Raw genomic sequence first — 20,164 nt, forward strand, 5'->3', positions numbered from 1 at the left:
AATTTACATGTGATAAGTCTCGCAATACTTATATTTGATTCAAAAGATTACAAATATGAATGTATTCAAAAGCGTATTCATTTTATCTGCAATTGTTTTGCTTCAAGGTTGTGGTGGTAACCTGATAAAAAATAAAGATACATCACAGGAGAGTGCCAAATCCGAAACACTTGCAGTTAATAAAGCCACTGCACCAAACCAAGCTACAACCAATCTGACCGTTAGTGATACAAAAGATATTTTGGGCTACTGGGTAGGTATGTTTAAACCGGATAAGAATGCGGGATATATTAGTACAGGAGAAGAAGACGCATGGAATTTTGAGAATAAAATAAATTTATCGATCGATCAAATTGATAACGACCAGGTTAAGGGTCACAGTGTCGTAGCCGGTAATGATCGCCCGTTTGCAGGTAAACTGACAAAAGACGGGAAGATATTCCATTTTTCGGTAAAAGAACCAGGTGATGACAAATATGATGGCGCATTTGATTTTTATATTATACAGGGCGATAGTACTTTAACAGGGACATGGAAAGCAAATAACAAAATAAATATACCAAACCGGCACTATAATCTTAAGAAAACGATATTCAGATATGATCCAAATGTCGAGTTGGATAAGGGAAATCGCTATATCGATTGGGTAAAAAACAAAAAAGTCTCTCCTAACGACCGGCAATACCGAGCAGCTTATGATGTATCCTATTTTACAACCACTTATGACTTATATAAATATAACCCTTCCGACAGTTTGCTAACTGTTGAACAGGTATCCAATCTTAAAAAGGCCGATCTTTTCATCCTGCGAAATTCGATATACGCGCGGCATGGTTATTCTTTTAAAAATCAGCAGTTACGCGCTTATTTTGATAGAGAACCCTGGTATATACCGATAAGTACAGATGTTAAGAGCGAATTAACCGACATCGAAAAAAAGAACATCGAACTGCTGATGCGTTATGAAAAAAACGCCAAAGAGTATTACGATGTTTTTGGCCGGGGCTGATCTGAATGGAAATCGCAGCAAATCTATACCTCAACAAAATTTGGCGTATCGTTTGGTATGCGTTCCTCGTGTTTTTTAGTTACCTGATGTTGCTAATCACGTTGCAATACATTCCTTTGCGAACGGACGTGGCCTTTTTAAGGGTCAAAGAAGAAATTGCCGACAAATTATATTACCGGGTGGCCTTCTTCTCGCACGTATATACCGGCATGTTTATATTGCTCGCAGGTATGTTGCAGTTACCGGCCTATATCCGGGCGCGCTTCCCTGCCTTTCACACTTGGTGCGGAAGGGTTTATGCTTACGGGATAATTTTGGTTACGGGCCCGGCAGGTTTAATTATGGGTTTTTATGCCAATGGTGGCTGGATAAGCAAAATAGCCTTTTGCCTGCTTGCTTTTTTATGGGTTGCATTTACTTATAAAGGTGTTGCTGCGGCAATATCCCGCAACCTGGTTGTCCATCAAAATTGGATGTACCGCAGCTACGCTTTAACCTTATCCGCCATAAGTTTAAGGTTATGGAAATGGGTCATCGTGCTGTTATTTGAGCCACGCCCTATGGATGCTTACCATATCGTGTCGTGGTTAGGCTGGGTTGGCAATTTGCTGATAGTCGAATTTTATATATACGTGCGATCAAGGGAAAGGTTTTTTGGAAGTCAATCTGTTATTCCGCAAGGCTAATTTTCGCCATCCTTAAAAAATTTAAAACTTTCTGATACAATATGCTTGCATAGTAAATTTCCATTACTTACATTTGTTATGCTTGCATAGTAATAATGAACCATCAGGAAACCATTGATTATTTTTTAAAGGTAGTATGGCAAACGGTAGCAAACCGCTATAACCAGTTGGCTTCCGAGTTTGGCATCACCCAATCTATCGGGTATTTGTTGATCAATATAGACGAAAACGAAGGTACTACAGTGAGCGAAGTGGCCGGCTTGTTAGGCCTAAAGTCGACAAGCCTTTCGCGGATGCTCATTAACCTGGAAGATATGGGATTAGTTTACCGCGAGTCAAACAAAGGGGATAAGCGGTCTGTTAAAATATACCTGACACCCTTGGGCAAAGAAAAACGGCACCTGGCAAGGGTTGTGGTACGTAAGTTTAACGACTACCTCAACAGCCACATCAGCGAGGCGGACAAACATCAACTGACCGAAACGCTCAAAAAAATTAACCAACTGACCATTGATTATAAACCTGAATAGCCTCATTAAGTCCTCCTTACCGGGGAGGATTTAGGAGGGGCTTACATTTACCAAATGAAAAGACTAATAAAAAAAGTAGCGGTTTTAGGATCAGGGGTTATGGGTTCGCGCATTGCCTGCCACTTCGCCAATATCGGTGTGGAGGTTTTGCTGTTGGACATCGCGCCCGCAGCGTTAACGCCCGACGAGCAGGCCAAAGGCCTCGCCCTCGATAACCCGAAGGTAAAGAACCGCATCGTCAATACCGCGCTCGAAACGGCCATCAAATCCAACCCTTCGCCGGTGTTTACCAAGGCGGTGGTCAGCCGCATCAGCACAGGCAACTTTGATGATAACATGAAGGATATTGCCGGCTGCGACTGGACGATAGAAGTAGTGGTAGAAAATCTTGAGATAAAAAAGAAAGTGTACGACCAGGTGGAGCGGTTCCGTAAAGCGGGCACGCTCATCACCTCCAATACATCGGGTATCCCCATCCATTTAATGGCCGAGGGTCGCTCTGAAGATTTTAAAGCACATTTCTGCGGAACGCATTTTTTTAACCCGCCACGCTACCTGCGCCTGCTGGAAATTATCCCGACCCCTGCAACCAACCCTGAGGTTGTCGATTTTGTGATGCACTATGGCGATAAGTTTTTAGGTAAAACCACCGTTCTCTGTAAAGATACCCCGGCCTTTATCGCCAACCGTGTGGGCGTGTATTCTATTATGCAACTGCTGCACTTGGTGGAGAAAATGGATTTGACTGTAGAGGAAGTCGACAAATTTACCGGCCCTGCATTGGGCAGGCCAAAATCGGCCACTTTCCGCACCAGCGATGTGGTGGGTCTGGATACCATGATCAACGTGGCCAACGGCCTCTACAATAACCTGCCCAACGACAAGGCGCATAACCTGTTCGTGCTGCCCGAATACGTAAAAAAAATGGCCGAAAACAAATGGCTGGGCGATAAAACCAAACAAGGCTTCTACAAAAAAGTAAAAAATGCGGATGGCAGCAGCGACATCCTCGCGCTCGACCTGAAGACCTTGGAATATAAACCGCAGATCAAAGTAAAATCGGCCACGCTGGATGCCACCAAACCCATCGAAAACCTGCGCGAACGCATGCGCGTCTACGCCAAAGGAACCGATAAGGCCGGTGAGTTTTTCCGCGCCTCGTTTTATGGTCTGTTTGAATATGTAAGCGACCGTATCCCCGAAATATCGGACGAGCTATACCGCATTGACGATGCCCTACGGGCCGGCTTCGGCTGGGAATTAGGCCCTTTTGAAGTTTGGGATGCCCTCGGCGTAAAAGCCACCGTTGCCGCCATGAAAGAAAAAGGCAACGAAGCCGCCGCCTGGGTACACGAGATGCTGGACGCCGGGAATGAAGCTTTTTGCAAAGTGGAAGACGGCATCAAAAAATATTACGACATCCCTACCAAAAGCTACAAAGCCATACCGGGTGCCGAAAGCTTTATCATCCTCGATAACATCCGCGCCAATAAAACTGTTTGGAAAAACAGTGGTACTACCTTGACCGACCTGGGCGATGGCATATTAAACCTCGAGTTCCACACCAAAATGAACACCATAGGTGCCGAAGTTTTGCAGGGCATCAATAAAGCGATAGACATTGCCGAAAAAGATTATCGTGGCCTGGTCATCGGTAACGATGGCGCCAATTTCTCGGCAGGTGCCAACGTCGGTATGATATTTATGATGGCCGTTGAGCAGGAGTGGGATGAAATAAACATGGCCATCCGCATGTTCCAGAATACATCCATGCGGATACGTTATTCGTCCATCCCCGTGGTATTGGCCCCGCACGACCTGGCTTTAGGCGGTGGCTGCGAGTTTTGCCTCCACGCCGACCACGTACAATTAGCTGCCGAAACCTATATGGGTTTGGTGGAATTTGGCGTAGGACTGATCCCCGGCGGCGGCGGTACCAAAGAGTTCGCGCTGCGTGCATCGGATGAGTTTAGGGAAGGGCAGATAGAGCAAAATGTGCTGAAGGACCGTTTCCTCACCATTGGCATGGCAAAGGTCTCCACATCAGCTGCCGAAGCATTCGATTTGGGTTACCTGCTCAAAGACAAATACGCCATCAGTATGAACAAAAGCCGCCTCATAGCCGATGCGAAAGAAAAAGCTTTGGAACTGGCCAATGCTGGGTACACCCAACCCGCCCATCGCAAAGACATCAAAGTATTGGGCAAATCGGGACTGGGCATGGTTTACATCGGCGCCAACTCCATGTACTCGGGCCATTATATTTCGGAGCATGATAAAAAGATATCCGAAAAATTAGGGTATGTATTGTGTGGCGGCGATCTGTCGGCGCCGACGTTGGTAACAGAGCAATACCTGCTGGACCTGGAACGCGAAGCGTTTTTATCGCTCTGCGGCGAGAAGAAGAGTTTGGAACGGATACAGAGTATATTAACCAAGGGGAAAACGTTAAGGAATTAGGATAGTATTGCGATATGCGTATAGCGTATTGCGAAGGAAACAAAGTATAGTTATCGCACTACGCAATATGCTCTACTCAATACAAAAAGAAAAACCGGACTGTATCGCTATACGCAATACGCTCTACTAAATACTAAAAAGAATGCAGGAAGCATATATCATAGCAGGATTTCGCACAGCTGTAGGAAAAGCACCGAGAGGGGTATTAAGGTTTACCCGACCTGACGATCTCGCTGCCGATGTCATCCGTCACCTCGTAGCATCAGTACCCGGTCTCGATAAAGAACGAATCGACGACGTAATCGTAGGCAATGCCTCACCAGAAGCGGAGCAAGGCCTCAACGTGGCACGTTTGATATCATTGATGGGTTTGGATACCGATAAGGTTCCGGGCGTTATCATGAACCGTTATTGCGCGTCAGGATTGGAAACCATCGCTACCGCGACAGCCAAAATACGTAGCGGTATGGCCGATTGCATTATTGCAGGTGGTGTCGAGAGCATGTCGATGATACCGATGGGTGGCTGGAAGATCGTTCCCAACCCCGCTGTGGCTATAACGCACCCCGATTGGTACTGGAACATGGGCCTCACCGCTGAAGCCGTAGCGAAGGAGTATAAAGTAAGCCGTGAGGACCAGGACGAGTTCTCCTACCAATCGCATCAAAAGGCCATCAAAGCCATGGCTAATGGCAGCATGAAACATGGCGTGGTGCCCATCACCGTTAAGGAAACCTACCTTGACGATAACATGAAAAAGAAAACCCGCGAGTATGTAGTGGATACCGACGAAGGGCCGCGCGCCGATACCAGTATAGCCAAACTCGCCACCCTAAAACCCGTTTTTATGGCCGATGGAGTGGTAACCGCAGGTAATTCATCCCAAACTTCGGATGGTGCAGCCTTTGTACTCATCGTATCCGAAAAGATGCTGAAAGAGCTCAATGTAAAACCCATTGCCCGCCTGATAAGCTACGGCGTAGCAGGAGTGCCGCCCCGTATCATGGGCATCGGCCCTATATACGCCATCCCGAAAGCACTGGCGCAGGCGGGTTTAAAACTGGACCAAATCGACCTGTTCGAACTGAACGAAGCATTTGCATCGCAGTCGCTGGCCGTAGTCCGCGAACTGGGCATCGATCAAACCAAACTGAATGTAAATGGTGGAGCCATAGCACTTGGCCACCCGCTGGGTTGCACAGGTGCCAAACTGACGGTGCAAATATTAAACGAGTTAAGAGAAAGAAAACAGAAATACGGCATCGTAACCATGTGCGTAGGCACAGGTCAGGGCGCTGCAGGGGTGTTTGAATTATTATAGGATAGTATTGCGTAATGCGATATGCGTATTGCGACAGGAGGGATGATAGGTTAGATGAAATAGCATAATGCAAGGTACGCGAATTACAATTAAGAATTGACAAACCATAAATGTAGCAATTAACAAAACAGAAGATCGCAATACGCAGTACGCACATCGCAATACCAAAAACAATACTCAAATCTCAATACTAATTACCATGCACAACATTAAAGAACTTAAAATTTGGAATAAGTCAATTGATCTGGCAGTTAAAGTTTACAAAATATCTGCAGGTTTTCCATCTGATGAGCGCTTTGGGTTGGTTTCGCAAACACGTCGTTCAGCCGTTTCAATTCCGTCTAATATTTCAGAAGGAGCGGGGCGAAATACCAAGGGTGAGTTTAAACAATTTTTAGGAATTGCAAATGGTTCATCGTACGAGTTACAAACTCAAATGGTTATTGCTAACAGATTAGGATTTGTAGACAATGAAGTGTGCGATGATGTATTAGATAATATTGACGAAATCCAAAAGATGAATTACAATTTACAAAAAACATTAAAATAGTACAGAGTAGTGCGATATGCGTATTGAGATAAATATTTTCAATCAAACGCAAAAAAATCGCAATACGCAATACGCATATCTCAATACCGAAAACTATGGAAGCAATAGAGAAAAAAGTAATAAAAGGTGGTGAATTTATCATCAAAGAAACAGAAGCCACCGACATCTTCATCCCGGAAGAATTTGACGAAGAATCGCAAATGATCCAAAAATCATGCGAAGACTTTTTGGCTGCCGAGGTATTACCCAACCTCGACCGTATCGACGCGCAGGAAGAAGGCCTGATGCCCACGCTGATGGACAAGGCCGGCGAATTGGGCTTACTCAGCGTTTCTATCCCCGAAGAATACGGCGGCTTTGGTAAAAACTTCAATACCTCCATGTTGGTAGCCGATGCCGTTGGCGCGGGATATTCCTTCGCGGTGGCTTTATCTGCCCATACCGGCATAGGCACATTGCCTATCCTATACTATGGCAACGAAGAACAAAAACAAAAATATATACCCAAATTAGGCACGGGAGAGTGGAAAGCGGCGTACTGCTTAACCGAGCCTAATTCCGGTTCCGATGCCAACTCAGGCCGTACAAAAGCCGTGTTGGATAAAGATGGCAAACATTACCTCATTACCGGGCAAAAAATGTGGATCACCAACGGTGGCTTTGCCGATGTGTTCGTGGTATTCGCCAAGATAGACGATGATGCCAATCTGAGCGCATTTATTGTAGAACGCGCTTTCGGTGGTATCACCATGAATCCCGAGGAACATAAACTCGGCATCAAAGGCTCATCAACCCGCCAGATATTCTTTAACGACTGCCCCGTGCCGGTCGAAAACCTCTTGTCCGAAAGGCAAAACGGCTTTAAAATAGCGGTGAATATCCTCAATATAGGTCGTATTAAGTTAGGTGCCGCGGCTATTGGTTCGGCGCGTATGGCTTTAAGTTATGCCATCAAATATTCTAACGAACGCATCCAGTTTAAACTGCCTATCTCAAAATTTGGTGCTATACGCTATAAACTGGCCGAAATGGCTACCCGCAACTATGCTTGCCAAAGCGCGGCCTACCGCGCCGGGCAAAACATTGATGATACTTACGAGCATTTGGTTGCCGATGGTATGGACAAAACAAAAGCCAAACTAAAATCGGTGGAGCAATTTGCCATCGAGTGTGCCATCCTGAAAGTTTGGGGATCAGAAATGCTGGATTACGTGGTAGACGAAGGGCTGCAGGTTTATGGCGGCATGGGTTATAGTGCCGAAGCGCCAATGGAACGTGCTTATCGCGATAGCCGCATCAACCGCATATTTGAAGGCACCAACGAAATCAACCGTATGCTCATTGTGGATATGCTGCTCAAACGCGCCCTAAAAGGCGAACTCGACCTGATGACACCTGCCATGGCCGTGGCAAGTGAACTGATGGCCATACCCGATTTTGCACCCGATGACGACGCGCCATTCGCCTACGAGAAGAAGATACTCAAAAACCTCAAAAAAGCTGGCTTGATGATCGCCGGATCGGCTGTGCAAAAGCTGATGGCCACCCTGGGCAAAGAGCAGGAAATACTGATGAACATTGCCAATATGGTAGGGGAGGTGTACCTGGCCGAATCGACCATCCTGCGTACCGAAAAGCTGGTGAAACAGCGCGGCGAAGCGGCGTGTGCCGGTCAGTTGGATATGATGCGCATATACCTGCACCAGGCCACCGATATTGTTTACGTACAAGGCAAGGAAGCCCTCAACTCGTTTGCCGAAGGCGATGAGTTTACCGCCATGATGATGGGCCTTAAACGCTTTACAAAAACCCAGCCATTTAATATAAAAGAAGCAAGGCAGCGTGTGGCAAAACAACTCATCGAGGCCAACAAATACTGCTTTTAGGCCATAAAAATTAAATTATTAAGTGACCTTTATAGTAATGCCGGCCGTTATCCATTTTTGGGTAACGGCCTTTGTAATTATTTGCCATTTCTGCGTTATAGTAGTTATCCGGCTCGCATGTCTTGGGCGCGTTTTGTAATTAAAATATGTTAAAAAGTGTTAAGGTTCGGATATTGTGTTTTAAAAAGATAAATTTGCGTTTTATTATGATGGGCAGGATACTGTTAATTGTTGTATTATGCGGTTGTTTGGCAGCATGCTCAAAAAGCGATACACCTCTGCCAGGGGCTATTTCGCCGCAGCAGTTGGCTGCCGATACGGTTTTGATACGCAGCTATATTAACAGCAGCAATGCAACGGGTTTTTTGCCCGATGTAAGTAATGGGGTAGCTACCGGGGTTTATTATAAGATTGATACATTGGGAACTGGCAATGCTTTGTTTACCAGTTCAACATTAGTAACGGTAGGTTACCAGGGCAGTGTGATGGGGAGCAGTACGATATTTGCGCAAACAAGTAACTTTCATCCTTCGTTTTCATACGGACAGATGATATTAGGTTGGCAATACGGCATACGGCATATAAAAACAGGTGGAACGGTACGCTTGCTCATACCTTCGGGTTATGCATACGGGCCATATCCGCAATCAACATTAGGTTTACCGGCTAACGCGATACTTGATTTTACAATAAAACTATACAATATAAGTAACTGAATACACATAAATGAAGAGAATATTTTATACCCTGGTCTTGCTGATTGCTGTTGGCCTGGTATCATGTAAGAAAAGCAACGAAGTTTCTATCCTACAGTTTGATGATAGTCAGATTCAGGGCTATATACAACAAAACAACATCAAGGGCATGGTGCGCGATACATCGGGCGGCGATACCACTGGCATATACTACCAGATATTGAACGCCGGCACAGGCCCCGTTGTTGATTATCCGGATGAAGTGTCATATGTTTATACTTACCAAACTTTTGATGGTGAATATTCCACTACCGATACAATAGCCAACCATGCCTATAATTTTCTGGGGCACGTTACGCCACCGGCCATTCAGCTCAGCATAAAAAACATCATGAAACGCAAAGGTACCAAGGTACGCTTGCTCATTCCTTCGAGGCTTGCCTTTGGCAGGGATGGCTATTTTGCCGGTGCTATTCACATCAACGGCAACGAATGTCTCGATTATACCATCAACTTATTAGATGGTGATTATGATGCTGTAGCCAAAATCAACCATCAGGCCGTGTACGACCAAATAAGTATCCAAAAATACATGGCGGCTAATAGTTTGACAGGTTATACACAAACACCCTCCGGTTTATGGTATAAAATTACTCAGGCGGGCACCGGTACAGCTGCCATTGGTATGAATTCAACAGTCGGCTTGCAATATACAGGTTACTTGTTTAATGGGGTAGCGTTCGATACCGAAACCAATACCGATCTTACCGTATCGGCAACAACATTTTATACTCTATATTCCCTCATACCCGGTTTTTCGGAAGGATTAAGCCATATTACCCAAGGGGGAAGTATCTCCTTGATTATGCCGTCAACACTGGCCTATCAAAATGGGGGGTCAACAAACAGTATAACAGGTGTTACCGTACCCTCTTTTAGCAGTTTGCGATTTGATGTTTATATCGTATCGGTAACTAATTAGCGTCTATTTTGATACAGCTTCCTTAAAAACTTTGAGGCAACGCTCACGGGCAAAAACATGTTCAATAATGGGTTTCGGATATTGGCTAAAGTCGGCATACTCCGGAACCCATTTTTTTATGTACGCCAATTGCGGGTCAAACCGCTTTAATTGCAACTCGGGGCTAAACACCCTGAAATAGGGTGCCGCGTCGGTACCGCTGCCAGCCGCCCATTGCCAGCCGCCAACATTGCTTGCCATTTCATAGTCCAATAGCTTTGCAGCAAAATATTGCTCGCCCCAGCGCCAGTCTATCAGCAGGTGCTTGCTTAAAAAGCTGGCAGCAACCATGCGCACACGGTTGTGCATATAGCCTGTAGCGTTCAGCTCACGCATGCCGGCATCAACCAGCGGGTAGCCCGTTTTACCTTCACACCAGGCTTTAAACTCGTCTTCATCGTTGCGCCACTGTATCCGGTCGTATTCCGGTTTGAAGGCTTTCGTGGCCGTATGCGGAAAATGGTATAATATCATCATATAAAACTCCCGCCATATCAGTTCGTTCAGCCAGGTCTTCTCTTCTGATGCATAAGCATCCGCAGCCAAAGCCCTTATGCTTACCGTACCAAACCGCAGGTGCAAACCAATATGCGATGTTCCCTTTAGCGCAGGGAAATCCCTATCTCGGGCATAATGCTTGATGATGCCGTTATAGTTTTTACCCGGAAAAGTTATAGCTGTTTCGGTAAAACCCATGTCGCTTAGCGTTGGTAGGGCTATTGCTTTAGTTTGTAGCAGGTTGGTCAAGTATTTTTGGGTAGGATATGGTTTCAAATAAAATGGCTTCAGTTTCTCATACCATTTGCGTTTATAAGGCGTAAACACGGTATAAGGCTTGCCGTCGTTTTTTGTTACCTCATCCTTTTCAAATATTACCTGGTCTTTATAAGTATAAAACGAAATATTCCTTTGGCCGAGCATCGTTTTTACTTCGCTGTCGCGCGAATGGGCATAAGGCTCATAATCATGATTGGTATATACAGCAGCCACATCGTAAGTGTTTAACAGTTCGTGCCAGGCATCAGCTGGCTTGGCATATTTTACCAATAGCCCCGAATGGTGCTTTTTCAATTCTTCGTATAAACCTTCAACCGTTTGATGAATAAATGTAACCCTCGCGTCCGCTTTGTCCTCCAGCTTGTCCAGTATTTCCGGGTCAAAAATAAACAAAGGCAAAACAGGGTAGGGGCCTTTAAGGGCATGGTATAGCCCCGCGTTATCATCCAGCCGCAAATCTCTGCGGAACCAAAATATACTGACTTTTTGCTGCATTTGTGTAATTGCCTTTTTGGGCAACGCATAGTTAATTAAAAGCAATTACACTAAAAAGCAAACCAAATAATGTGACAAAAAAATAACCCCAGCCTTTTTGGGGCAGGGGTTACGGGGATATGTTGAGGAGTTTACTTTAGTCGAATTTTACACTGCTGTAATTGGTTTTTATCGAAATGGTTTTATCCGCATCGCCTTTACCAATATGCCCTTTGTAGATTTGGGTCGAGTTCCAGCCGCGTTGACTATCATCAGGTGTTTTTTCGGTAATACTTACCGGGTGGCTGCCATAATTAAAACCGCCGTAACGTACACTTACATCAAAATTAAGGTTCGGCTCGCCCGGTAAACCCAATGTTACGCTCGCAAAATCTGAGCTTACCGACAAGCTTTTAAAACCCTTGTCAAGCGCGGCTATTTTTAAACCACCACCATAATGCAGATTGATATTGCCCGATGTTTTAAGCAGGGCTATTTTCGCAGGACTGAATTTGATCTCGGCATTCAGGTTATCGCAGGTGCCCAGTTCAAGGGTGCCGTAATCAACTTTTAGGTTGCTGCCATTTAAGTTTTCAATGTTTGTATTGATGAACTTGGCGGTGATATCATTCGCCGGATTGCTTAGTTTTTTGGCATTAAAAGTTCCATAACTGTTGTTAATAGTTAATTTTCCATCAAAATCGGGTAAAGTTGTCGTACCAAAACGATTTGTAATGCTCAACGCGTTTTTTGATGGTAAATACACGGTATAATTGATCTGTACACGATGGATGGTATACTTTCCGTCATCCGAATTGGTAAACCACGAGTGGTTTTTTTCGGCAAATGTCGTTTTAAAAGCGATTGTTGAACCATCTTTACTGTCATTTATCGATACGTCGTCCAATATCTTTTGGGCTTCGGCTTGCTCATTCGCATCGGCTTTTATTTCTACATCAACCTTAAATTCGTTTTTGTCCCACGTATTTACAGTAACTTTACCATAGCTGTTTTCAATGGCAAGCTGGTCGCCTTTACCAACGGGGTAGCTTTTGGTATAATTTTTTGTCAATTCTTTTATTTCGCCGCTTTTTATCTTATCCTGTAAGGTTTTGTCCGCATCATAGTTGTACCCTTTTCTCGGTGCAGCAAATGCCCTGTCAAAGCTCCTCGCATCGGCATCAGCCCTGTCTTTCATCATCCTTTGCATACTTTCTGTACGCGCTGCCGCCTGGGCTTTCATTTCCTCGTTGCGCAAAGCATTCATTTGCTGGCGCAATTCGGTCATTTTAGCATTTAGGTCGTTCATCTTCTTGCGGTATACCGAGTCTGTTGCCAGGCTCTTCTTACGCCCTGTGTCCGATTGCAAATAGTCCATGCCATAATACGTTTGCCCCGTCGGGGCCATACCTGCCATAGCTACCATAGGGGTAACCGACGACATTTGCCCCATCGGGACCATCACGCCTTTTTTCATCTTCATCGGCTTCGCTGGTGCCATGGAGGGCATAGCTACCATAGGGGTAACCGACGACTGTGCCATAGGTGCAACAATAGCTGTGTCGGCCTTGGCCGGTGGGAGTGTGGTACTTTGTTGCGCCACGCATTTATAAACAGGTGCCAGCGCAATAAATGCAATCAGGGCTGATTTAAATATTCTTGTTTTCATGTGTTTGTTCTTTTTTCATTTCATTAAACTGTTCAATTACCTGTAGTTGTTGATTGAGCACCTCTGTTTGTATTTGCAAATTCCGGATCATTGCACGTAAAACAAATTCCTGGTTAGGGCTGGTGGCCAAATCTTTATTCAGTTTTTTATAGGTCGAGTCCATTTTGGCTATCTCGCCGCTAAACTCTTTGTAAAGTTCAGGGTCGCTTTTGGCCAATACTTTTAATTCATTACGCTTATTTTGCACCAACGATGCGTATTGCACCTGTTGTTTGGCTTCCTCGGGGTTAATAGTGGCCAGATTTACCGGGCGGTTTTGTTCGCTCTTTAAATAGAACGCGAAACCAGCCCCCATCACCACTACAATAATGGCCGCTACCTTTAACACAAAATTCAACGTAAACATTTTTGCTTCCCTTTTGGGGATGACTTCTTTTGGGCTTAATTTTTGTTCGATCTTGTCCCACAGATCATTTCCCGCTTCCAGGTCATCAAACTCCGCACGGTTCGTTTTGATGAAGTCCTCTAATCGCTTGCTCATGATGCTATTCCTCTCTGTTTCAATATGTCAATTAACTTTCTTTTTGCCCTTAAAAACTGCGTCCGCGATGTGTTTTGGTTAATACTCAAAATTTCGCTTATCTCCTCGTGGTCATATCCCTCCAGTAAATAGAGCGACAATACTAAGCGGTACCCCTCGGGCAGTTCTTTAATGGCTGCTTTTATTTGTTCTACTTTATAAATCGTTTCCTCGTCATCGTAAACCTCTTCATTAGCAATTTCTATTTGTTCGTCATCAATGCTCACCAAATCCATTTTGCGCTTGCGCAACAGGTTAATGGCACGGTGTACAACAATTTGTTTTAGCCATAAACCAAAGGTCGTCTCCTGCCTGAAGTCGTGTATCCTGGCAAAGGCATCCAAAAAAGCTTCTTGCAGCACATCCTGTGCCTCATCCAAATTGTCAACTATCCTGAAAGCGGTGTTTAACATGGCTTTCGAATACAGTTTGTACAACTCGTAATGCGCTTTTTTACTTCCCTGCTTGCATTCAACCACCAGGTTGTAATGCTTGTCAACGTAAACGGCTTCCAAATTTTAAACAGCTTTCAGATTAAATGACACAGCGTTTTTTAAAACGTTGCACCAAAGCTTAAATTTAGTGAAGAGAATTAAGAAAATGGTCTATTGCACCAATGGCGTTCTGGTATCTTTCATCGTCCAGGCCCGATATAACGGTGTATTCAGCTTTGATGGTCTGTAGTTCGGCATGCCAAACGTCCATAAAATGTTCGCGCAAAGCAGGGAAATCGCGCAGCGGGTCATCTTCCCAGGGCATATCGATGTTTAGCAGCAGGTAATAATCGTAATGATGGCGGCCAAGCTCCTCAACCACCTCGGGCGGCGATTGTCCGAATATATGGTCGCTCCAAATCTTTACGGTAATAAAGGTAGTATCGCAAATCAGCAGTTTATTGGCTTGGGGCAAAAACTCGTTTTCCAAGGCCAACTGCCCTTTAAACATATTGATCTCATCCTGCCAGGTGGGTGGCTCGCTTAATTTCTCACAATACTCGCGCGCATATTCGGGCACCCAAACCGTATGGTAATGTTTGGCCAGATAAGCCGCCATGGTCGACTTGCCCGTCGACTCCGGCCCAACAATCGCTATTTTGATAATGGGCTTGGTCATGATGGTAACAATTGCTTTTTATATTGCTTGCGCCAGTCGATATACCCAAACAAGGCAAGGCCGGTATATACCAAAAACAGTATCGCTGTTAAATGCAGGTCTTTCATAAAATACACGCCAATGTATATCACATCAACAAATACCCATATCAGCCAGTTCTCTAATATTTTGCGGGCCAAAAACAATTGCGCAATTAAACTGCAAACGGTACAAAAACTATCGAGGTACGGAAAAGCTGCCGGCTTGTAATGCAACAACGGGGCCAGCCTCACCAACATAAAGCCCAGTGATGGTGATAATATAACCACAGCCAATACCGACCATATTACCTGTTGTTTTGATATGCGTACGATGGGTATCGCCTTTTCTGTTTTTGGCCGGCGGCTCCAATAGTACCACCCGTATATATTGCTGATGAACAGGTAAACATATTGCCCCATATCAGCATACAAACTGCTTTTGGCAAAAATGAAGATGTAAATGCCCGTGCTCACAATAGCGAATGGCCAGTTCCAGATGATGTTTAGCGCCGCCAATAAAACGCAAATAATACCCGTTACAAAGCCAATACGCTCCAATATGCTTTGCAATTCCCACCACGATTCAATGGTCCTGATAAATTCCATCAAATTTTTTTAGTAGATGCCTTGAAAAAAGCCCGATAACGACACATCAAAATAATAACAGATTTTTCGCAACGTATCCAGTCTGATGTCCACCTTACCCGACTCAAGCCGCGCGATGTTGATATTCGTCTCGCTGTAAAACTTTTCCTGGCTCACCTGGTTCTGTCTGCGTAGCCGCTTAATTTGTAAAGCGACTTTCTTTTTAAAAGCTATTTCGGATGTGTTTAGATATTCAAAATCTGTTAATAGCATAATTCATCAGGTGATTAATCGATAAAAATAGGTAAAAAACAATATTAATTGAATAACCACATCTTTTTTTAAAAAAATTATTGTTTGGATTAAACCTTTTTCGCCGCTGGTTGTCATATAGTTGTATCAGTTTTGTTAGAAAAGGTATTGCAATCCTGACGTATTAGTATTTGTACCTTAAGCCTTCGGGTTTTACCTTTGTTTAACAAAAGTGAGTTCAAAGGCATTTTGCGAAAAGTATTACATCTACCTATGAACTACTTTTCTTTGTTTTGAGTCCTCAGACGCCCAGGCTGAGTATTTGTGTTCTTTGTTTTGGGTTTAATCAATAGTTTAAATTAATTAGGGGAAAGGGAGCTTCAAAAGAGCTCTCTTTTTTTGTGGAAACATTTTTACTATGCATGCATATCATTATATTTGATTCAAATTTTAGGTTACATTTAGCTACAAACTCCAAATTATGTATTTCAATTTATCCGAAGAACAGCTGATGATTCGCCAGGCCGCGCGCGATTTTGCCCAAACCGAATTGAAACCCGGTGTTATTGAGCGCGACGAGCACCAAAAATTCCCTGCCGAGCAAGTTAAAAAGCTGGGGGAACTTGGCTTTTTAGGCATGATGGTGGACCCTAAATACGGTGGCAGCGGTATGGATGCCATATCCTACGTGCTGGTAATGGAAGAACTGTCAAAAATTGATGCTTCGGCTTCGGTAGTTGTCTCGGTCAATAATTCGCTGGTATGCTACGGCCTCGAAAAATTTGGTACCGAAGAACAAAAACAAAAATACCTGGTGCCCCTTGCTAAAGGCGAAAAAATTGGCGCTTTCTGCCTTTCGGAACCCGAAGCGGGCTCCGATGCCACATCGCAACACACTACCGCCATCGACATGGGCGACCATTACCTGTTGAACGGTACAAAAAACTGGATAACGAATGGCGGAACGGCCTCAACTTATTTGGTGATAGCCCAAACAGACGCTGCAAAAAAAAGCCACGGCATCAATGCCCTCATTGTTGAAAAAGGCATGGAAGGCTTTACCGTTGGCCCTAAAGAAAACAAATTGGGCATCCGCGGGTCCGATACGCATTCGCTCATGTTCACCGATGTTAAAGTACCCAAAGAAAATCGCATCGGCGAAGAAGGCTTTGGCTTTAAATTTGCCATGAAAACGCTCGAAGGCGGCCGCATCGGCATCGCGTCGCAGGCCCTGGGCATCGCGTCCGGCGCTTACGAATTGGCCCTGAAATATTCAAAAGAGCGCAAAACCTTTGGTAAACCTATTGCCGAGCACCAGTCCATCCAATTCAAACTAGCCGATATGGCCACCGAAATTGAGGCCGCCCGCTTGTTATGCTTAAAAGCTGCCTGGTTAAAAGATAACGGTCTTCCGTATGCCCAAGCCAGCTCCATGGCAAAACTCTTCGCATCCGACGTTGCGATGAGGACAACGGTGGAAGCCGTGCAAATACACGGCGGTTATGGCTTTGTTAAGGAGTTCCATGTGGAGCGTTTGATGCGCGACGCCAAGATAACCCAGATATACGAAGGCACATCCGAAATTCAGAAGATTGTCATATCGCGCGAGGTATTAAAGTAATTGTTACACCCCGCTGACCTTAAAATGGGGTTTTAAACCTGTTTATTTATAGATTTGTGCATCAACAACTCAAAAATGAACAGGTTTATCGCTTTCTTTTCTATCATATTTCTCTTTTCGGCCAAGGCCGCCATCGCGCAAAGCAAACTGCACGACGGCATCTGGCACGCCGGTATCAAAACGCAATCGGGCCACGAAATACCTTTTACCTTTAAGGTTACCGATGTATTGGGCAAAAAGCATATCTATATCATGAATAGTTCCGAACGTTTCAAAGTAACCGATGTTAAAACCAAAGGCGATTCTGTTTGGATACACATGCCCCTTTTTGATGCCGATCTGAAAGGTAAATTTGATGGCAAAGTACTGAAAGGCCAATGGATAAAACACCTGCCCAACCGCGAAGCCACCGCCGATTTTTATGCTGTTCGCGGTAATTATCGTTTCTTTAAAACGCCAGCGCCTGTAACGCATAATGTGCAAGGCCGATGGTCGGCCATATTTGCCGGCGGCGATACCACCGTTGCCGAGTTTAAACAAACGGGTAGTAAAGTAACAGGCACGTTCTTAACCACCACCGGCGACGACCGATTTTTGGAAGGCACCGTACGCGGCGATAGCTTATACCTGTCCACCTTCGATGGTACGCATGCTTACTTGTTTACCGCTAAGATCAACAACGATAACACGTTGACCGACGGCAAGCAATACGCCGGTTACTCGGGCAAAGACCAATGGACGGCCGTAAAAAATCCCAACGCTAAACTTCCTGATGCTTACTCACTAACCTATCTCAAACCCGGTACAAAAAAACTGTCCTTTACCTTTACGGGACTTGACGGTAAAAAAGTATCGCTCAGCGACGACCGCTTTAAAAATAAGGTGGTTATCCTGCAGATCATGGGTTCATGGTGCCCAAATTGCATGGACGAAACAGCCTACCTGGTCGATTTCTATAAACAATATCACCCCAAAGGTGTCGAAGTAGTGGGCCTTGCCTACGAGCGCAGCACCGATTTCGACCGCTCCAAAAAAAGTATCGAACAGTTGAAAGCACGCTTCAATGTGCCTTATCCTTTACTGATAACAGGCTATACTAACGATAAAGCCCAGCTAACCAAAAGCTTGCCCATGCTGGCCAACTTCCTCGGTTTCCCTACCACCATCATCATCGACAAAAAGGGCGATGTACGCAAAATACACACCGGCTTTAGTGGTCCGGGAACAGGTACTTACTATACCGATTTTACCAAAGAGTTCGAAAAGTTGAACAATGACCTGCTGGCAGAGAAATAGCTTAATCCTTCTCCTTTTTAAGCTCCCTGTTGAATATCATCTTGAATATGGCCAAAACGATGGCGAATAATGCCGCGTTAAAAAAACCATGCACTTTAAAACCATTCATCCAGTTGCTCACCAGCAGTACCATACACACGCTGATGATGAACGATACCAACCCAAGGGTAAGGATGTTCAACGGCAGTGTAACAATGCGCAGCAGCAGGCCGATGGTAGCGTTAACAACCGCCAACAGCACGCCCGCAATTACAGCCGTACCATAACCATCAACATATACACCCGGGATAATGTATGCCACTATCATAATAGCGAGGCCCGTCAATAAAATTTCGAGTATGAACCGCATAAGCTTTATATTTGATGATACAATGTTAAACAAAATGGTTTTGAACACGCGCTGCCTGCCCGTATTTGTTACAGTGCTGTTTTGCCTCTCCTGCCATTCATCCACCGTTGTAAAATCCGGGGATGCTTACGTCCGCTTATCAAAAGACTCACAAACCGTTTACATAGGTGGTTTAGATTACGCCGTTTTACACGACCTCAAAACCGATACCTTAACAACCGAGGGCTGGCAAGGTTTGCTTGCGGTATATAAAATGCCTGCCGATACCGATATGCAGGACCTGCAGACACCCCAACCCGGCCAATATACAGTTACCGATACTTCCATCGTGTTTAAGCCTGATACGCCTTTCGCCAAACATCACACCTATTTTACCCGTTATTTTGGCGGCCCGCTGGTTAAAAGCGAAATGCAAGTGGTACAGAAAAAAGCCAAACTACAGGGCCAGCGTTACAGCCAATCCCTGTTCAAATTTTAACGCTCCAGCGATATTTTATTGGTGAGCGCCACAAAATCGGCAACGCTCAGGCGCTCCGCGCGCAGGTCCAGCAGCGGGTCATCACTAATCTTATCTTTCGGGATAACGGACGACACCGCGTTCCGCAAAGTTTTGCGGCGTTGGTTAAAACCCGCTTTCACCACCTGCCAAAATAACTTCTCATCGCAACCCAATTGGGCGGTTTCGTTTCGCGTTAAGCGGATAACAGCGCTCAGCACCTTCGGCGGGGGATTAAACACCCCGGCTTTTACGGTAAACAGGTATTCCACTTTATAATAAGCCTGTAAAAACACGCTCAAAATGCCATACTCTTTGCTGCCCGGTTTAGCCGCGCAACGCTCCGCCACTTCCTTTTGGAACATGCCCACCACCTCAATCACCTGCTGCCGGTTATCCAGCACCTTGAACAATATCTGCGATGAGATATTATACGGGAAATTGCCTATGATGGCGAATGGCCCGCTAAAGTGCTTGCCAAAATCCATTTCCAAAAAATCATCGTTAATGAGCCTGCTGCCTAATTGCGGGTATTTCTTTTGCAGGAATTGGTAACTCTCCGTATCAATGTCTATCAAATAGGTTTCAAAATCGGTTTTCTGCAACAAAAAATCCGACAAAATGCCCATGCCCGGGCCAACTTCAAGCACTTGTTTATAGCTCTCTGTCAGCTTTAGGCTGTTCACAATCTTTTCGGCAATGTTCTTATCCGTTAAAAAGTGTTGCCCCAGGTGTTTCTTCGCTCTAACAATGCTCATTTATAAACTTTATAAT

At 44.9% G+C, this 20,164-nt stretch carries 21 protein-coding genes; 12 read left to right on the forward strand and 9 right to left on the reverse strand.

The window, feature by feature from the left end:
* Positions 1 to 55 precede the first annotated feature (55 nt).
* The 9 genes from QZX97_RS16815 (at position 56) to QZX97_RS16855 (ending at position 10,119) form a co-directional block, all read left to right on the forward strand.
* Complete coding sequence (locus tag QZX97_RS16815; protein WP_295664828.1) at positions 56 to 1,009, forward strand: YARHG domain-containing protein; 954 nt, start codon at positions 56 to 58, stop codon at positions 1,007 to 1,009.
* A 5-nt stretch (positions 1,010 to 1,014) separates the two neighbouring features.
* Positions 1,015 to 1,695, forward strand: a complete 681-nt coding sequence (locus tag QZX97_RS16820) for a DUF2306 domain-containing protein (protein ID WP_295652384.1) — start codon at positions 1,015 to 1,017, stop codon at positions 1,693 to 1,695.
* 95 nt (positions 1,696 to 1,790) lie between these two features.
* A complete protein-coding gene (locus QZX97_RS16825) occupies positions 1,791 to 2,225 on the forward strand; it encodes a MarR family transcriptional regulator (RefSeq protein WP_295652386.1) in 435 nt (144 codons plus the stop codon).
* Between the two features lie 54 nt (positions 2,226 to 2,279).
* The gene (locus QZX97_RS16830; protein WP_295652387.1) at positions 2,280 to 4,685 is read left to right on the forward strand and encodes a 3-hydroxyacyl-CoA dehydrogenase/enoyl-CoA hydratase family protein; all 2,406 of its coding nucleotides are present in this window, start codon (positions 2,280 to 2,282) and stop codon (positions 4,683 to 4,685) included.
* A 142-nt stretch (positions 4,686 to 4,827) separates the two neighbouring features.
* The gene (locus tag QZX97_RS16835; RefSeq protein ID WP_295652389.1) at positions 4,828 to 6,006 is read left to right on the forward strand and encodes an acetyl-CoA C-acyltransferase; all 1,179 of its coding nucleotides are present in this window, start codon (positions 4,828 to 4,830) and stop codon (positions 6,004 to 6,006) included.
* 199 nt (positions 6,007 to 6,205) lie between these two features.
* On the forward strand, positions 6,206 to 6,556 hold the full coding sequence (locus QZX97_RS16840) for a four helix bundle protein (protein WP_295652391.1): 351 nt from the start codon (positions 6,206 to 6,208) through the stop codon (positions 6,554 to 6,556).
* A gap of 95 nt (positions 6,557 to 6,651) precedes the next feature.
* Positions 6,652 to 8,442, forward strand: a complete 1,791-nt coding sequence (locus tag QZX97_RS16845) for an acyl-CoA dehydrogenase family protein (protein ID WP_295652392.1) — start codon at positions 6,652 to 6,654, stop codon at positions 8,440 to 8,442.
* Positions 8,443 to 8,648: 206 nt separating this feature from the next.
* Complete coding sequence (locus QZX97_RS16850; protein ID WP_295652393.1) at positions 8,649 to 9,158, forward strand: FKBP-type peptidyl-prolyl cis-trans isomerase; 510 nt, start codon at positions 8,649 to 8,651, stop codon at positions 9,156 to 9,158.
* A 10-nt stretch (positions 9,159 to 9,168) separates the two neighbouring features.
* Positions 9,169 to 10,119, forward strand: coding sequence for an FKBP-type peptidyl-prolyl cis-trans isomerase (locus tag QZX97_RS16855; RefSeq protein ID WP_295652394.1), 951 nt, complete (start codon positions 9,169 to 9,171; stop codon positions 10,117 to 10,119).
* A 3-nt stretch (positions 10,120 to 10,122) separates the two neighbouring features.
* On the opposite strand, the gene QZX97_RS16860 is transcribed toward QZX97_RS16855, so the two are convergent.
* The 7 genes from QZX97_RS16860 to QZX97_RS16890 all read right to left on the reverse strand — a co-directional run bounded on the left by QZX97_RS16860 (position 10,123) and on the right by QZX97_RS16890 (position 15,649).
* Positions 10,123 to 11,430, reverse strand: a complete 1,308-nt coding sequence (locus QZX97_RS16860) for a deoxyribodipyrimidine photo-lyase (protein WP_295652396.1) — start codon at positions 11,428 to 11,430, stop codon at positions 10,123 to 10,125.
* 136 nt (positions 11,431 to 11,566) lie between these two features.
* Positions 11,567 to 13,078, reverse strand: a complete 1,512-nt coding sequence (locus QZX97_RS16865; RefSeq protein WP_295652398.1) for a hypothetical protein — start codon at positions 13,076 to 13,078, stop codon at positions 11,567 to 11,569.
* Positions 13,059 to 13,619, reverse strand: a complete 561-nt coding sequence (locus tag QZX97_RS16870) for a hypothetical protein (protein WP_295652400.1) — start codon at positions 13,617 to 13,619, stop codon at positions 13,059 to 13,061. Before QZX97_RS16870 ends, QZX97_RS16865 begins: the two co-directional genes overlap by 20 nt.
* Positions 13,616 to 14,173 (reverse strand): RNA polymerase sigma factor, encoded by a 558-nt coding sequence (locus QZX97_RS16875; protein ID WP_295652402.1) that lies wholly within the window; start codon positions 14,171 to 14,173, stop codon positions 13,616 to 13,618. Before QZX97_RS16875 ends, QZX97_RS16870 begins: the two co-directional genes overlap by 4 nt.
* Positions 14,174 to 14,237: 64 nt before the next feature.
* Positions 14,238 to 14,771 (reverse strand): ATP-binding protein, encoded by a 534-nt coding sequence (locus QZX97_RS16880; RefSeq protein ID WP_295652404.1) that lies wholly within the window; start codon positions 14,769 to 14,771, stop codon positions 14,238 to 14,240.
* Positions 14,768 to 15,397 (reverse strand): nicotinamide riboside transporter PnuC, encoded by a 630-nt coding sequence (gene pnuC / locus QZX97_RS16885; protein WP_295652405.1) that lies wholly within the window; start codon positions 15,395 to 15,397, stop codon positions 14,768 to 14,770. Before pnuC ends, QZX97_RS16880 begins: the two co-directional genes overlap by 4 nt.
* A gap of 9 nt (positions 15,398 to 15,406) precedes the next feature.
* Positions 15,407 to 15,649 carry a helix-turn-helix transcriptional regulator gene (locus QZX97_RS16890; RefSeq protein WP_219486609.1) on the reverse strand — a complete coding sequence of 81 codons (243 nt, stop codon included), beginning with the start codon at positions 15,647 to 15,649 and terminating at the stop codon, positions 15,407 to 15,409.
* 460 nt (positions 15,650 to 16,109) lie between these two features.
* On the opposite strand from QZX97_RS16890, the gene QZX97_RS16895 reads away from it, so the two are divergent.
* Complete coding sequence (locus tag QZX97_RS16895) at positions 16,110 to 17,249, forward strand: acyl-CoA dehydrogenase (protein ID WP_295652408.1); 1,140 nt, start codon at positions 16,110 to 16,112, stop codon at positions 17,247 to 17,249.
* A gap of 75 nt (positions 17,250 to 17,324) precedes the next feature.
* Positions 17,325 to 18,545, forward strand: coding sequence for a TlpA disulfide reductase family protein (locus QZX97_RS16900; protein WP_295652410.1), 1,221 nt, complete (start codon positions 17,325 to 17,327; stop codon positions 18,543 to 18,545).
* Between the two features lies 1 nt (position 18,546).
* On the opposite strand, the gene QZX97_RS16905 is transcribed toward QZX97_RS16900, so the two are convergent.
* On the reverse strand, positions 18,547 to 18,894 hold the full coding sequence (locus QZX97_RS16905) for a phage holin family protein (protein ID WP_295652412.1): 348 nt from the start codon (positions 18,892 to 18,894) through the stop codon (positions 18,547 to 18,549).
* 22 nt (positions 18,895 to 18,916) lie between these two features.
* On the opposite strand from QZX97_RS16905, the gene QZX97_RS16910 reads away from it, so the two are divergent.
* Positions 18,917 to 19,372 (forward strand): hypothetical protein, encoded by a 456-nt coding sequence (locus tag QZX97_RS16910; RefSeq protein ID WP_295652414.1) that lies wholly within the window; start codon positions 18,917 to 18,919, stop codon positions 19,370 to 19,372.
* Here QZX97_RS16910 and rsmA read toward each other — a convergent pair.
* Positions 19,369 to 20,148 (reverse strand): 16S rRNA (adenine(1518)-N(6)/adenine(1519)-N(6))-dimethyltransferase RsmA, encoded by a 780-nt coding sequence (rsmA, locus tag QZX97_RS16915; RefSeq protein ID WP_295652416.1) that lies wholly within the window; start codon positions 20,146 to 20,148, stop codon positions 19,369 to 19,371. The genes QZX97_RS16910 and rsmA overlap by 4 nt on opposite strands.
* Positions 20,149 to 20,164: the final 16 nt, after the last annotated feature.

Origin of the sequence: uncultured Mucilaginibacter sp. (genome assembly GCF_903893715.1) — a bacterium.
Taxonomy (GTDB): Bacteria; Bacteroidota; Bacteroidia; order Sphingobacteriales; family Sphingobacteriaceae; genus Mucilaginibacter.

Coding starts and splice junctions, on each gene's coding strand:
- QZX97_RS16815 (WP_295664828.1), top strand. CDS start 56: ATGAATGTATTCAAAAGCGTATTCATTTTATCTGCAATTGTTTTGCTT.
- QZX97_RS16820 (WP_295652384.1), top strand. CDS start 1,015: ATGGAAATCGCAGCAAATCTATACCTCAACAAAATTTGGCGTATCGTT.
- QZX97_RS16825 (WP_295652386.1), top strand. CDS start 1,791: ATGAACCATCAGGAAACCATTGATTATTTTTTAAAGGTAGTATGGCAA.
- QZX97_RS16830 (WP_295652387.1), top strand. CDS start 2,280: ATGAAAAGACTAATAAAAAAAGTAGCGGTTTTAGGATCAGGGGTTATG.
- QZX97_RS16835 (WP_295652389.1), top strand. CDS start 4,828: ATGCAGGAAGCATATATCATAGCAGGATTTCGCACAGCTGTAGGAAAA.
- QZX97_RS16840 (WP_295652391.1), top strand. CDS start 6,206: ATGCACAACATTAAAGAACTTAAAATTTGGAATAAGTCAATTGATCTG.
- QZX97_RS16845 (WP_295652392.1), top strand. CDS start 6,652: ATGGAAGCAATAGAGAAAAAAGTAATAAAAGGTGGTGAATTTATCATC.
- QZX97_RS16850 (WP_295652393.1), top strand. CDS start 8,649: ATGATGGGCAGGATACTGTTAATTGTTGTATTATGCGGTTGTTTGGCA.
- QZX97_RS16855 (WP_295652394.1), top strand. CDS start 9,169: ATGAAGAGAATATTTTATACCCTGGTCTTGCTGATTGCTGTTGGCCTG.
- QZX97_RS16860 (WP_295652396.1), bottom strand. CDS start 11,430: ATGCAGCAAAAAGTCAGTATATTTTGGTTCCGCAGAGATTTGCGGCTG.
- QZX97_RS16865 (WP_295652398.1), bottom strand. CDS start 13,078: ATGAAAACAAGAATATTTAAATCAGCCCTGATTGCATTTATTGCGCTG.
- QZX97_RS16870 (WP_295652400.1), bottom strand. CDS start 13,619: ATGAGCAAGCGATTAGAGGACTTCATCAAAACGAACCGTGCGGAGTTT.
- QZX97_RS16880 (WP_295652404.1), bottom strand. CDS start 14,771: ATGACCAAGCCCATTATCAAAATAGCGATTGTTGGGCCGGAGTCGACG.
- pnuC (WP_295652405.1), bottom strand. CDS start 15,397: ATGGAATTTATCAGGACCATTGAATCGTGGTGGGAATTGCAAAGCATA.
- QZX97_RS16890 (WP_219486609.1), bottom strand. CDS start 15,649: ATGCTATTAACAGATTTTGAATATCTAAACACATCCGAAATAGCTTTT.
- QZX97_RS16895 (WP_295652408.1), top strand. CDS start 16,110: ATGTATTTCAATTTATCCGAAGAACAGCTGATGATTCGCCAGGCCGCG.
- QZX97_RS16900 (WP_295652410.1), top strand. CDS start 17,325: ATGAACAGGTTTATCGCTTTCTTTTCTATCATATTTCTCTTTTCGGCC.
- QZX97_RS16905 (WP_295652412.1), bottom strand. CDS start 18,894: ATGCGGTTCATACTCGAAATTTTATTGACGGGCCTCGCTATTATGATA.
- QZX97_RS16910 (WP_295652414.1), top strand. CDS start 18,917: ATGTTAAACAAAATGGTTTTGAACACGCGCTGCCTGCCCGTATTTGTT.
- rsmA (WP_295652416.1), bottom strand. CDS start 20,148: ATGAGCATTGTTAGAGCGAAGAAACACCTGGGGCAACACTTTTTAACG.